The sequence below is a fragment of the Rossellomorea sp. KS-H15a genome (assembly GCF_024195245.1).
GTDB lineage: Bacteria > Bacillota > Bacilli > Bacillales > Bacillaceae_B > Rossellomorea > Rossellomorea vietnamensis.
Genome location: NZ_CP096886.1, coordinates 2,271,766 through 2,284,476 on the forward strand (window position 1 = coordinate 2,271,766; position 12,711 = coordinate 2,284,476).

Sequence of the window (12,711 nt, forward strand, 5' to 3'; positions counted from 1 at the left end):
TATACATTTTTGATGCAAATTCTGAATGTGGCGATATGTGTCGAGATATGATAGGATAGGGAGGAAAAAATACATATATGGTGGATGATTATGAGAGTCATATCAGGTACGTTAAAGGGCAGGCCGTTAAAAGCTGTTCCTGGAAGTGGAACAAGGCCAACAACAGATAAGGTGAAAGAATCGATATTTAATATGTTGGGTCCCTATTTTGAAGGCGGGACAGGATTGGATTTGTTTGCAGGAAGCGGCGGTCTGGGCATTGAAGCATTAAGCCGTGGACTCGATTCCGTCATCTTTGTGGATAGGGATCAGAAGGCTTTCCAAACGGTAAAGGCCAATCTTAAAGACTGTAATCTGATGGACCAAAGTGAAGTATATCGAAATGAAGCTACAAGAGCGTTAAAGGCGATACTAAAAAGAGAAATAGTCTTTGACTATATATTCCTGGATCCCCCTTACAAACAGCAGAAACTTCAACAACTCCTGGAATTCATCGAAGAACACAACCTTCTGAATGAAAGCGGTTTCGTCATGTGTGAACATGGATCTGAAATAACATTGGAAGATAGAGTGGGGAGCTTGAAGAAGGTAAGGGAAGAGACCTATGGAATCATCAGGATATCGATATTTTCCAGGGGAGAATGATTGAGGATTACGATAAAGAGCTGGAGGTAAGTATATGCCAAGTATAGCAGTTTGTCCGGGAAGCTTTGATCCCATTACATATGGACATTTGGATATTATTACACGGGGTGCCAAGGTATTTGATGAAATGTATGTGGTAGTATTAAATAATTCTTCTAAAAAACCACTCTTTTCGGTTGAAGAACGAATCGAATTGATTCGGGAAGTGACAAGGGATATACCAAATGTGGTAGTCGATTCATTTCAAGGCTTGTTGGTCGATTATGCGAAGAGTGTGAATGCAAAAGCAATCATCAGGGGATTAAGGGCGGTATCGGACTTCGAATATGAAATGCAGATTACGTCCATGAACCGGGTACTGGATGATGAAATTGAAACGTTCTTCATCATGACGAATAATCAGTATTCTTTCTTAAGCTCGAGTATTGTCAAAGAAGTGGCTAAATACGGAGGCGATATCTCTGAACTTGTACCGAAGCGTGTAGAAGAATCATTAAAGGCGAAATATCAGCGTGACTAACCATACAGGGTTGATCCAACTATTGACCATATTTCTTCACTAACTGTGAAATCGGTCTAAGTGGATCAACCCTTTTTCAATGATTCACATGTTTTCGTGCATATAGAACCATGTATAGGATCAGACTTGAAATCGTGATGATGGGACCTGCCGTCTTGAACCAATAGAGCATGTCGGTCCAAAATGCGTCGTTGTGCCTGGCGAATACCGGGATGGCGTTGGAAAGCTGCTCATCGGAAAACCTCTCATAAATGGGCTTCCAAATGAGAATGGTCGTGACGGATGCGGCAAATCCGTGAACTATGCGAGCGTAAAAGAAAGGCTTAAATCGAATATCCGTATCTGCCAGGATACTTGCGACCTGTGCCTGGACGCTGAAACCGCTGAAACCTAATATAAAGCTTGTGATGATCGCTTGGTGGAGGAGGGTGGCTTCCGTTACACCGCTTGTGAGTTTTGAACCCAATGTGATTTCAAAGAGTCCTGAAATAAATGGGATACTTAATTGGTCGGGTAATTGCAGAAGGATAAATAAAGCCGATAGACCTTCGGCAAAAAAGGTTGTGATGTTTAAGTGGTACAGCATTTTATTAATGACAGAAAATAAGATGATGAATCCACCGATCATTAACAACGTTTGAATGGATGAAGTGACGGCATCCCCCAGTAGTTTGCCGATGGGACGTTTGTCCTGTAACCTTGTCCGGTGAAGTGCCGAGAATGCTTCCCGGAGGATGAAACCCTTCCTTTTTGTCTGGCGGCTTCTGATTTCCTCTTTCTCTTTAACCCCGTAGAATCTCATGACGATGCCTACGCATATATTCCCGATATAATGTGCAGCGGCTAACACAATCCCAAGGGTCGCGTTTTGGAAGAATCCGACAGAAACAGCCCCGAATATAAATAGCGGATTGGAAGAGTTCGTGAATGAAACGAGTCTTTCCCCTTCCAGTTTTGTAATCTGTTTTTCCTGGCGCAAACGGGCTGTCAATTTAGCTCCTGCGGGAAAGCCTGATGCCATACCCATCGCCCACACAAATCCACCAACTCCCGGAACCCGGAATAATGGTCTCATCAAGGGCTCAAGCATGACACCTATAAACCGGACAACCCCAAATCCGATCAGCATTTCAGATACAATGAAAAACGGCAATAGGGATGGAAAGACGATTTCCCACCACATGTCCAAACCTCTGATGGATGCCTCCAATGATTCCCCGGGCATCAAGATGAGAGAGGTGGCAAATACCGTCACACTTATGGATAAAGCCAAGGTTTTGATTTTAGATTTGAACAACAGGACTTCCTCCCCTAAAAAATAGTTCCTTCTATTTCAATTCCTTGTGAAATGGGAAAAGAATGATAAAATGAGATTAATTCAACTTGTCCTCATATTATCCAATATACTCATACATACTTGAAATAGACCATATGATGAATAGACCGATGACTCGGGAAAAGGGGGAAGGGCATGGGTAGACCAAAGATCGGATTAGCCCTCGGCTCGGGTGGCGCAAGGGGATTTGCTCATTTAGGCGTCTTGAAAGCCTTTGATGATGCCAACATACCGATTGATATGATTGCAGGCAGCAGCATGGGGGCGCTCGTCGGCTGCTTTTATGGGGTGGGTCACAAGATGGAAGACCTATACAAGCTTTCCACTACCTTCAGAAGGAAGTATTATCTGGACTTTACCGTTCCGAAAATGGGGTTCATATCTGGCAGGAGAATAAAAGAGTTCATTCAGCTCTTTACCCATAATAAAAATATTGAAGAATTAAATATCCCTGTAAGTGTTGTGGCAACTGACATTACAAACGGAGAAAAAGTCATCTTTACCACCGGTCCAATAGCAAGCGCAGTCCGGGCAAGTATCGCTATACCGGGTATTTTTGTGCCTGAAAGGATAAATGGCCGTCTATTGGTGGACGGAGGGGTCATTGACCGGGTGCCGGTTTCCGTGGTGAAAGAAATGGGAGCGGACATTGTAATCGGGGTCGATGTGTCCCATGTGAAACGTAATGCAGAAATCACCACCATCTATGACGTGATTATGCAAAGCATTGATATTCTCCAACTGGAAATCGTCGCTCACCGTGAATTTGCTTCTGATTTCATGATCAGACCACATGTAGAAATGTACAGCACCAGAGCTTTTAAAAATATTGAAGAAATCATCGATATGGGAGAAGAAGAAGCAAAGAAGGCTATTCCTTCCATCAAGGAAGCTCTGGACAATTGGAAGGAGTAAAAAATATATGAAAACAAAAACGCTGATAAAAACCCTGCTGATCATGACCATCATTATGGTCGCCACTTCTTTTTATTATCTTCCTTTCTATGTTACGAAACCCGGGAATGCACATGAACTTGATCCAATCGTCCACGTCGAGAATGGATATGATGACGATGGGGAACTGATGCTGACAACCGTCAGGATGGGAAGGGCGAATATATATGCCTATCTGATGGCGAGCATAAGGAAATATGAATATATCTTTCCGGTTGAGGAGATCAGAAGTCCGCATGAAAGCGATGAAGAATACAATCTTCGCCAACTTCAGCTCATGAATAATTCCCAAACCCATGCCATTGAAGTGGCCTATAAAAAAGCAGGCAAACCGTATGAATATAAATATAAAGGGATTTATGTATTAAATATATACCCGGATATGCCGGCTGAAACAGTGTTGAAACCTGGCGACCGGATCACCGCCATAGACGGTCAAACGTTTCAGTCGTCACAAGAATTCATTGATTACGTAAGTGGGAAAACAAAAGGGGATAAAGTGGATATCACATTCGTCAGGAATAAAGAGGAAAAGGTTGAAACGATCCCGCTTGAAGCATTTCCCGATGTCCCTGATAAGATTGGCCTCGGCATCACACTGAGCGATGATAAAGAAATCATAACAGATCCACCCGTAAAGCTTCAGACCGAGGAAATAGGGGGACCTTCCGCCGGATTGATGTTCAGTTTGGAAATCTATGACCAACTGACGAAGGGAGATCTGGCTAAAGGGCACAGGATTGCCGGGACCGGGACGATTTCAGAGGATGGTGTGGTCGGTCGTATCGGAGGCATCGAACAAAAAATCATTGCTGCTGATAAAGCGGATGCCGAATACTTCCTTGCACCGGATGAAACCATTACAAAAGAAATGAAGAAAAAATACCCTGATCTTGAATCCAACTATACCGCTGCGAAACGAACAGCTGAAGATATCGGTACGGATATGAAAGTGATACCCGTAAAAACATTTGATGAAGCATTGTCCTTCCTCAAATCGATCGAAAACTGAACAAAGAGACTGCCTTCAATACGGGGGGCAGTCTCTTTGTTTGAATCACATTGTTATGACATCATAATAGGGGGTTGGGACCATTCTTGTCGTAGAAGTCTTTTGCGTGCGTTTGGATCCTGCAGGCCTAATGAATAGATTTCCGCAGCCTTGATATCTAAATGGATATCATGTGGGTCTGCACTGGATAGCTTGCTGATCAAAGGGAGGGACAGATTCTTTTTCCGGGAGTGGATGAATTCCCTTCCCTTGGTATTCATACCGAGAAGACGGATATAACGAGGAGAGTCATGCCGGCTCCTCATTTCTTCTTTATGTGTATCGGTTAGTACATGAAGGAGCATTCTTTGAAGGCGTGTCCACGTGTATCGCTTGGTCTTAAGCTTCGTCATGAATTCTTCAAAGGATAAGCAAGACTTCGCATACTCTACCATCCGGTTTTCTATTCCCTCTTCTATTTCATATATATCCCTCAACTCAGATTTTGAAGAGGAAAGAAGCTTATATTGAAGCAGGGTCCAATAACTCTCCCACCTGTGTAATCCACCAAACTCGCCTTTATATCTTTCCAGTTCCTGCACAGAACTGGCAGGAAGATAAGATTCGATCTCGTGGTTCCCTCGGGTACTGAATATACTTTTGCGAATGCTGGTTGCACTGGCAATGGAAGGGGAAGAGAAATGTTCATCATGGTAACCGGCTGATTCCCGGGTAATCGTATACGCTTCTAATGAAGACCCAAGCTGATTCCTTGCCTCCAAATAGTGAAATCCCAAAATATTGTTGGGTTTACTTAAATCGATGACAGAATCCTGATTTCCCAATTTCCGAAAGGCACCGGCCAGTGCTGAGGGATAGCTCATCCCTTCCTGGATAAATTCCTTTATGTACGTATCGTATTGCTCCTGGTGTGTTTGGATGAATTGAATCGTCTTTAAGAACGCATCAATATCCCCATCTTCACTACCGAAACAGAAGCTTTCACAGCCAAATCGGTCCAGGAGTGAAATCGCCCCTTTTGAAAAAATTTCCGCATGCTGTGTCGCAAAACAATACGGAAGCTCTATCACGACATCCACTCCTGACTCCAGTGCCATCCTCGTACGGGCCCATTTTGAAACAAGTGCAGGCTCACCACGCTGGAGGAAGTGCCCACTCATCACGGCAACCACAACATCCGCCCCGGTAGCGGCCCTTGTTTCCCTCAAATGATGCAAATGTCCATTATGAAACGGATTGTACTCCACAACTACCCCTGTCGCCTTCATAAAAACCCACAACCTTTCCATAATCAGTCTCATATTCTTTATAATAGTAGAAAATAAAATTACTTAAATATCATTTTTTATTGAATCTCACTAAATATAACATATTTAATGATTCTGCCTTTCAGTTAGATTGGAAAGACTATTCTTTAGAATCAAAGAGTGGATCGTAGCGGAAGCCACTTGACTCCTGCGGGAAATAGAGGAAAGGTCAAGACCCCGCAGGGCAATAGCCCGAGGAGGCTTGACTTCCTCCCCAAGGAAAGCAAGTGGCTGCAGCGGAGAGGAACGGTCACTGTTTTATTATAAGCCCAATTAAGCATCTCAATTGAATGACTCATAACGAATATAATAAAATATTTGAAAGTCCTTATATTTAAACGTTATAATTACAACACTATGGTTAAAGAGAGTGTAAAGAAAAAATATTGACAAACGGTATTATGAAAGCTATAATTACCTTTGTTGCCTTGAGGTGATTACATTGAAATGGTCAATAATCCAATTACAAAAATTCAGAGACAAGGGACTTTCCATAGACGAAACGATTAATTTGGACGAACTGAAAGAAGTCGATCCCCAAATTATAGAAGTCTCACCTATTCGGGTGTCCGGAAAGGCGGATATCGGTTCAAACCGTGTCACTTTTCATCTTCATATAGAAGGAAAGTTAGTCCTGCCTTGCTCAAGAACCCTTGTGGATGTCGATTTACCAGTTGACATCAATACGATTGAAACGTATCTTCTAAATGAAGCTGATTATGATCAGTATGAGGAAGAAGAAGTACATCGTATACAAGGTGATGTTATTGATTTAAAACCGGCTATCAGAGAATTGCTGTTACTTGAGATTCCGATGCAGGTAATTAGTAATGAAGCGAGAGAACAAGATGAGATGCCTTCCGGTAAGAACTGGGAAGTGATGACCGAAGAACAGGCTCATGAAGTCGAACAAGAGGAAGAGAAGAAAGTAGATCCTCGACTCGCTGACTTAGCAAAACTTCTTGATCAAAACAAGAACTCTTAAAAGCGAAGTACCAGCTCGACTGGCTTCATAATGAGTATGAATCTCTTTTAAGGAGGTGGGAAGAATGGCAGTACCTTTTAGAAGAACTTCTAAAACAGCAAAAAGACAACGTCGTACACACTTCAAACTAAGTGTACCTGGTATGGTAGCATGCCCAAACTGTGGTGAGATGAAACTAGCACACCGTGTTTGTAAAGAGTGCGGAACGTATAAAGGAAAAGAAGTTGTAAGCAAATAATCGCTTACACCGCTAAAAAGCGTGAAGAGACCATGGCTCTTCACGCTTTTTTGTCGTATCTATAGAAAAGGTCTGTTCAATGGATCGGAAAAGCCATACACTAAATGTAAGATAAAAGGGGGCTTTAGAAGTGGGAGAATATGTATTACATATGAACAATGAAGGGATATTGGAGTTTATCATTGATCGCCCGGATAAACGAAACGCTGTTAGCTACGAAATCATGAATGGACTTCAGAAGGTGATGGATGAGTGCGTTCAATACGAACATGTAAAAGCGCTCATCATAACCGGAAGCGGAGATCGTGCTTTTTGTTCCGGGGGAGACTTATCGCAGTTCCACAATCTGAAAACAGAAGGTGAAAGCTTCGAAATGCTCAGTAAAATGGGCAGCCTCCTTACGAGACTCGCCTTTCTTCCGAAACCTACCATTGCCTTCATCAATGGCACTGCCATTGGAGGGGGATGTGAGATCGCCGCTGCGTGTGATTTCCGAGTAGCAAGAAGAACCGCGAAGATGGGGTTCGTTCAAGGGAATCTTGCCATCACCACCGGATGGGGAGGCGGGACCCTTCTCCTTGAAAGAATTCCTGTCTCCAAAGCCATGTCTCTTTTAATGACGGCACGTCTGGAACAGGCAGAAGCACTTCATGAAATGGGGTTCGTAGATGAAGTGGTGGATGAAATGGTACCTGTACATGAAGTACCATTTATTCAGATGATTTCGTCTAAATCTGCAGGAGTCTTGAAGGCATATAAACGGCAACTCCTTAATCAATGGAATACAAAGAGGATAGAAGCCAATATCCTGGAGGAAATCAAACTCTGCTCCAAACTGTGGGCACAGGATGAGCATCACAAAGCAGTCGATCGATTTTTATCTAAATAGTTCATGAATGTAAAAGGAGCAGGTGAAAACCGGTTCCTTTTTTGTATGTTAAAAATAGTGATGCTGATTCTATCTTCTCTAGTAAGAGCATATGTATGGAGAAACTGACGAAATAGGGGGGATGGAAATGTCTTCAAATAGACAGGATGCCTGGAGCCAGGATGAAGATGTGTTGTTAGCGGAAGTGGTATTGCGTCATATACGTGAAGGTGGGACTCAGCTGCAAGCGTTTGAAGAAGTAGGAAAAAAACTATCAAGGACATCCGCGGCATGCGGCTTTCGTTGGAATTCATTTGTTCGTAAACAATATAAATCCGGTATAGAACTGGCAAAGAAACAGAGAAAGCAATCAAAAAAATATTCTCCGCCAAAGAAGACCTTTGAAGAGAAGCAGGAAATCCCGACGGTTGAATGTGCGTCGGAGTCTCCGGAAGCTTTTTCGATGGGAAGCATGATACAGTACCTTCAAAAAGCAGAGGAAGCCGTCCGTAACGAGGAGAAAGTACGAAATGAAAACAATCAGCTTCACGAACAAATCTCACAACTGCAGGAAAAGCTTAAAGCAACAGAAGAAGAGTTGAAAGAGTATGAAGAAAAATTCAATCTCCTTGAAGAAGATCATAAATCTTTATTAGCCATCTTTGAAAAAGCGAGAAAGATGGCCCTGCTACAAGGAAATGAAGACAAAGTAAAATTCCAGATGGATAAGAACGGCAATTTACAACGATTGAATAAATGAAATGAAAAAGGCTGACTCGAGTGTACTTGAGCAAGCCTTTTTCGTATATTAACTGATTTTCTGTTCTTTGACCCCTTCAGGGAACCATACGTATGGATTTTCACCTAAATCTCTTTCCACTTCGTATGTTACGGCTTCAAACCCCATCTTCTCCCAGAAACCTTGAGATTTGATTCGAGAGTTTGTCTTGATCGGCAATCCAAAGGTCTTGGCGAATTCCACTAATTCTTTTCCGTAGCTTTTATTCTGGTATTTTGGCAATACTTCAAGCTTCCAAAGCTCCAGGTAATTTTGGGGAGGATCGAAGTATTGATCAAAACGGGCATTGCGTTGATAAAGACTCATTCTGGCAACCAGAGTATCCCCGAAGTAAATTCCGTAAAACGGAGATTCGCTATCGTTTTCAATGATATTCGCCTGCAGGTCCTCAAGCATGGATAATTCCTGTACACCATATTCTTTAAATTTTTTAAACTCTTCAAGAGTTTTATAGTTTACTTTTAATTTTTCCACTTTTACTGCCATAGTATGACCTCCTAAAATGCTGAAAAATGATACTTTGAATACAATAAGAATGTTGTATCCGTTTGCAATTCATTTACTATTAGAACTAGTATTTATTATTATTATATAACAAAATAACAAAAAATTCTGCACTTAATTAAGAAAACGTTTACAATGGAGAAGAAGGATTTCGACGATTTTTGTAGAATTCGTATTATGAACAGGTGTGTTCCATGAAGAAAGGGGAGAGATTGTGCAGAAGATATTAATTGCAAACAGGGGAGAAATCGCTTCTAGGATCATCAAAACATGTAAACAATTAAACATTCAAACAGTCGCGGTTTATTCAGATGCAGATCAGGATATGCCCTTTGTGAAAGAAGCGGATGTTGCATTCCGCATAGGTGAATCACAAGTGAACCGTTCATACTTAGTGGTGGACAATATATTGGATGTTGCAAAGAAGGAGAAAGTGGATGGAATCCATCCCGGGTACGGCCTGCTCTCGGAAAATGCCGACTTCGCGAAGAGGGTGACAGAAGAAGGGATTACTTTTATTGGTCCTGCCCATGACATCATTGAGAAAATGGGAGATAAGGTAGAGGCAAGAAGAGTGATGCAGGATGCGTCTGTTCCTGTAGTACCTGGAAGCGACGGAGGAGTCGATACCATAGAGGCTGCTAAAGAGGTGGCAAATGACATCGGCTACCCCGTGATGCTGAAGGCAAGTGGTGGCGGCGGCGGGATCGGTATGATCCGCTGTGAAAATGAGCAAGCGCTCGTTCAAAGCTTCGATTCTACTAAAAACCGTGCTAAAGCCTATTTCGGGAAAGAGGAAGTCTTCCTCGAGAAATGTATAGAGAATGCGAGACATGTAGAAGTACAAATCTTTGGTGACCACCATGGAAATCTCGTTCATCTATTCGAGCGGAATTGTTCCGTACAACGAAGAAATCAGAAAGTGATAGAGGAATCACCTTCTCCCGCCCTATCTCAAGAAACGAAGGAGAAGATGTTCACTGCTGCCATAAAGGCTGGAAAAGCAGTGAATTATACGAATGCAGGAACGGTGGAGTTTATCGTTGATGAAGAGGAGAATTTTTACTTCCTTGAAATGAATACCCGTCTGCAAGTAGAGCATCCGGTCACTGAAACGATCACGGGGCTCGATCTCGTGAAATGGCAGCTGCTGGTAGCAAGCGGAGAGCCTCTGCCCCTTTGCAGGCAGGAAGAAATCCAGAATGCCGGTCATGCAATTGAGTTCAGGGTATATGCTGAAGATCCAAAGACGTTTTATCCCTCTCCAGGCAAGCTGACAGAATTGGAATGGGGTCAAGGTGAAGGTGTCCGGATTGACAGCGGATACGAAAAGGGGAACAATGTGACCCCCTTCTATGATCCGATGATATCCAAGTGTATCATCCAGGGGAATGACCGTCAGGATGCGCTGGACAAGGCAAAGCTTTTCTTTGCGGGGGTAACGGTTGAAGGGGTCAAAACCAATGTCAGTCTCTTCAGGGATATCCTTGAAGACAACGGGTTTAAAGATGGATCGTATACGACCAAATGGCTCCAGGACTTTTTGACAGCCAACCGTACGTAATGTTGGTGCGGAATGATCCGCACCTCAATCAAACATAAGAAGACAAACAGGAGGAATCAATCATGAAGGAAATCACATCAACAATGGCAGGGACGGTACTGAATGTATTAGTGGAACAAGGTGGAGAGGTGTCGAGCGGAGATACTGTTCTAATGCTCGAATCTATGAAAATGGAAATTCCCGTTGAAGCTGAAGCTGCCGGGAAAGTCACAGAGATTAAAGTAAATGTAGGGGACTTCGTGAATGAAGGCGATGTATTACTAATAATCGAAGGATGATCCGGGTAAGACAATGAGTCAGAAATCGTTTGCGGTTTCTGGCTTGTTTATGAGCCGTTCTTGTATTTTTACATAAAACGACGGAGGGGATAATATGTCAACATCTAAAACGATCATCAATACTCTTGAAGAAACAAGGGAAAGAATTGCTTCCGGTGGTCAGCCTAAATATCATGAGAAATTGAAAGAACAGAAAAAGATGTTTGTCCGGGATCGCCTGCAACAATTATTTGATAATGGGGATTATCAGGAAGATGGAATGTTTGCCAATAATAAGGCGGACGACTTACCGGCTGATGGTGTAGTGACGGCGATAGGAAAAGTAGGGGGACAGACTGTGTGCGTCATGGCCAATGATTCCACGGTTAAAGCCGGATCCTGGGGTGCGAGGACGGTTGAGAAAATCATCCGGATCCAGGAAACGGCCCTTAATTTAAAAGTGCCTATCTTTTATTTAGTGGACTCTGCAGGCGCACGTATCACCGATCAGTTAGATATGTTCCCGAATCGTCGGGGGGCAGGCAAAATATTTCATAACCAAGTGAAGATGTCCGGGATGGTTCCGCAGATTTGTGTCCTTTTTGGACCATCAGCAGCCGGAGGAGCATATATTCCTGCATTCTGCGACATCGTCATCATGGTGGATGGGAATGCATCCATGTATCTTGGCTCGCCTCGGATGGCTGAAAAGGTGATTGGGGAGAAAGTGACCCTTGAAGAAATGGGCGGTGCAAGAATGCATTGTACGGTCAGTGGTTGTGGTGACCTGCTTGCGGCTTCCGAAGAGGAGGCAATTGAAGAAGCGAAAAGGTATTTAGGTTATTTCCCGGCCAATTACCAACAGAAGCCCAAGGTGCTTGAGGGACTTGCGCCTAAACATGAAAAGCTTCTCGAAGACATCATCCCTGAACATCAAAATGCTCCATTCAATATGTATGATTGCATCGATACGTTGATTGATGAAGGAAGCTTCTTTGAAATGAAAAAGCTATTCGCTCCTGAATTGATTACAGGTTTCGGGCGACTTGACGGTAAGGTAGTAGGGATCATTGCCAATCAACCGAAAGTGAAGGGTGGAGTCCTTTTCCATGATTCCGCGGATAAGGGCGCTAAATTCATTCAATTATGCGATGCTTTCCATATTCCTTTGTTGTTCCTTGCTGATGTACCTGGATTCATGATCGGGACCAAGGTGGAAAGAGCGGGTATTATCCGCCACGGTGCAAAATTGATAGCAGCCATGAGTTCGGCAACGGTAACGAAAATTTCTGTGATCGTAAGGAAAGCTTATGGAGCAGGTTTATATGCCATGGCAGGTCCTGCTTTCGACCCGGATGTCTGTATTGCCCTTCCTACGGCTCAAATTGCCGTAATGGGTCCTGAGGCTGCGGTAAATGCTGTATATTCCAACAAGATCCAGGCAATCGAAGATCCTAAAGAAAGAATTCAATATGTCCAGGAAAAACAGAAGGAATATAAAGAGCATATCGACATTTATAAATTGGCTTCTGAATTAATTGTAGATGAAATCACCGCCCCGAATGAATTGCGCTCCGTATTGATCCAGCGTTATAAGCTTTATGAAACAAAGGATGTCACGTTCAGTGAAAGAAAACATCCTGTATATCCTGTATAAGGACATATCAGTGCCGGGCTCGTTCCTTTTGAACGGGCCCTTTCTTTCGAAAAGGATTGATTCTT

General features: G+C 43.0%; 14 protein-coding genes. 11 read left to right on the plus strand and 3 right to left on the minus strand.

What is annotated here, in order from left to right; genetic code table 11:
- Positions 1 to 90: 90 nt before the first annotated feature.
- A complete protein-coding gene (rsmD, locus tag M1J35_RS11655; RefSeq protein ID WP_224520321.1) occupies positions 91 to 645 on the plus strand; it encodes a 16S rRNA (guanine(966)-N(2))-methyltransferase RsmD in 555 nt (184 codons plus the stop codon).
- A gap of 34 nt (positions 646 to 679) precedes the next feature.
- Positions 680 to 1,165 (plus strand): pantetheine-phosphate adenylyltransferase, encoded by a 486-nt coding sequence (gene coaD / locus M1J35_RS11660; protein WP_034755912.1) that lies wholly within the window; start codon positions 680 to 682, stop codon positions 1,163 to 1,165.
- Positions 1,166 to 1,241: 76 nt separating this feature from the next.
- On the opposite strand, the gene ylbJ is transcribed toward coaD, so the two are convergent.
- Entirely contained in the window at positions 1,242 to 2,462 is a 1,221-nt protein-coding gene (gene ylbJ, locus M1J35_RS11665; protein ID WP_061809838.1) for a sporulation integral membrane protein YlbJ, read from the minus strand.
- A 174-nt stretch (positions 2,463 to 2,636) separates the two neighbouring features.
- Between ylbJ and M1J35_RS11670 the strand changes: the two genes are divergently transcribed.
- Positions 2,637 to 3,416 carry a patatin-like phospholipase family protein gene (locus M1J35_RS11670; protein ID WP_254651289.1) on the plus strand — a complete coding sequence of 260 codons (780 nt, stop codon included), beginning with the start codon at positions 2,637 to 2,639 and terminating at the stop codon, positions 3,414 to 3,416.
- 7 nt (positions 3,417 to 3,423) lie between these two features.
- Complete coding sequence (locus tag M1J35_RS11675) at positions 3,424 to 4,467, plus strand: SepM family pheromone-processing serine protease (RefSeq protein WP_254651290.1); 1,044 nt, start codon at positions 3,424 to 3,426, stop codon at positions 4,465 to 4,467.
- A gap of 53 nt (positions 4,468 to 4,520) precedes the next feature.
- Here the strand turns inward: M1J35_RS11675 and M1J35_RS11680 are convergent, their stop codons facing one another.
- Positions 4,521 to 5,768 (minus strand): nucleotidyltransferase, encoded by a 1,248-nt coding sequence (locus M1J35_RS11680; protein WP_371928662.1) that lies wholly within the window; start codon positions 5,766 to 5,768, stop codon positions 4,521 to 4,523.
- A 448-nt stretch (positions 5,769 to 6,216) separates the two neighbouring features.
- Here M1J35_RS11680 and M1J35_RS11685 point away from each other — a divergent pair, with 448 nt between their 5' ends.
- From M1J35_RS11685 to M1J35_RS11700, 4 genes are all read left to right on the plus strand, one after another.
- The gene (locus M1J35_RS11685) at positions 6,217 to 6,759 is read left to right on the plus strand and encodes a YceD family protein (protein WP_224520319.1); all 543 of its coding nucleotides are present in this window, start codon (positions 6,217 to 6,219) and stop codon (positions 6,757 to 6,759) included.
- 64 nt (positions 6,760 to 6,823) lie between these two features.
- On the plus strand, positions 6,824 to 6,997 hold the full coding sequence (rpmF, locus tag M1J35_RS11690) for a 50S ribosomal protein L32 (protein WP_034755898.1): 174 nt from the start codon (positions 6,824 to 6,826) through the stop codon (positions 6,995 to 6,997).
- Positions 6,998 to 7,127: 130 nt separating this feature from the next.
- Positions 7,128 to 7,886 (plus strand): enoyl-CoA hydratase/isomerase family protein, encoded by a 759-nt coding sequence (locus M1J35_RS11695; protein ID WP_254651291.1) that lies wholly within the window; start codon positions 7,128 to 7,130, stop codon positions 7,884 to 7,886.
- A 127-nt stretch (positions 7,887 to 8,013) separates the two neighbouring features.
- Positions 8,014 to 8,625 carry an RsfA family transcriptional regulator gene (locus tag M1J35_RS11700; protein ID WP_034755895.1) on the plus strand — a complete coding sequence of 204 codons (612 nt, stop codon included), beginning with the start codon at positions 8,014 to 8,016 and terminating at the stop codon, positions 8,623 to 8,625.
- A gap of 48 nt (positions 8,626 to 8,673) precedes the next feature.
- Here the strand turns inward: M1J35_RS11700 and M1J35_RS11705 are convergent, their stop codons facing one another.
- A complete protein-coding gene (locus tag M1J35_RS11705; RefSeq protein WP_034755893.1) occupies positions 8,674 to 9,150 on the minus strand; it encodes an N-acetyltransferase in 477 nt (158 codons plus the stop codon).
- Between the two features lie 232 nt (positions 9,151 to 9,382).
- Between M1J35_RS11705 and M1J35_RS11710 the strand changes: the two genes are divergently transcribed.
- The 3 genes from M1J35_RS11710 (at position 9,383) to M1J35_RS11720 (ending at position 12,646) form a co-directional block, all read left to right on the plus strand.
- On the plus strand, positions 9,383 to 10,732 hold the full coding sequence (locus tag M1J35_RS11710; RefSeq protein ID WP_254651292.1) for an acetyl-CoA carboxylase biotin carboxylase subunit: 1,350 nt from the start codon (positions 9,383 to 9,385) through the stop codon (positions 10,730 to 10,732).
- A 62-nt stretch (positions 10,733 to 10,794) separates the two neighbouring features.
- Positions 10,795 to 11,010 carry a biotin/lipoyl-binding carrier protein gene (locus M1J35_RS11715; RefSeq protein WP_034755887.1) on the plus strand — a complete coding sequence of 72 codons (216 nt, stop codon included), beginning with the start codon at positions 10,795 to 10,797 and terminating at the stop codon, positions 11,008 to 11,010.
- 94 nt (positions 11,011 to 11,104) lie between these two features.
- Positions 11,105 to 12,646 carry an acyl-CoA carboxylase subunit beta gene (locus M1J35_RS11720; RefSeq protein ID WP_034755884.1) on the plus strand — a complete coding sequence of 514 codons (1,542 nt, stop codon included), beginning with the start codon at positions 11,105 to 11,107 and terminating at the stop codon, positions 12,644 to 12,646.
- Positions 12,647 to 12,711 lie beyond the last annotated feature (65 nt).

Bases quoted from the DNA above. Each gene is read 5' to 3' on its own strand.
- coaD (WP_034755912.1), top strand. From the start codon at position 680: ATGCCAAGTATAGCAGTTTGTCCGGGAAGCTTTGATCCCATTACATAT.
- M1J35_RS11715 (WP_034755887.1), top strand. From the start codon at position 10,795: ATGAAGGAAATCACATCAACAATGGCAGGGACGGTACTGAATGTATTA.
- rsmD (WP_224520321.1), top strand. From the start codon at position 91: ATGAGAGTCATATCAGGTACGTTAAAGGGCAGGCCGTTAAAAGCTGTT.
- M1J35_RS11720 (WP_034755884.1), top strand. From the start codon at position 11,105: ATGTCAACATCTAAAACGATCATCAATACTCTTGAAGAAACAAGGGAA.
- M1J35_RS11670 (WP_254651289.1), top strand. From the start codon at position 2,637: ATGGGTAGACCAAAGATCGGATTAGCCCTCGGCTCGGGTGGCGCAAGG.
- M1J35_RS11675 (WP_254651290.1), top strand. From the start codon at position 3,424: ATGAAAACAAAAACGCTGATAAAAACCCTGCTGATCATGACCATCATT.
- rpmF (WP_034755898.1), top strand. From the start codon at position 6,824: ATGGCAGTACCTTTTAGAAGAACTTCTAAAACAGCAAAAAGACAACGT.
- M1J35_RS11700 (WP_034755895.1), top strand. From the start codon at position 8,014: ATGTCTTCAAATAGACAGGATGCCTGGAGCCAGGATGAAGATGTGTTG.
- M1J35_RS11680 (WP_371928662.1), bottom strand. From the start codon at position 5,768: ATGAGACTGATTATGGAAAGGTTGTGGGTTTTTATGAAGGCGACAGGG.
- M1J35_RS11705 (WP_034755893.1), bottom strand. From the start codon at position 9,150: ATGGCAGTAAAAGTGGAAAAATTAAAAGTAAACTATAAAACTCTTGAA.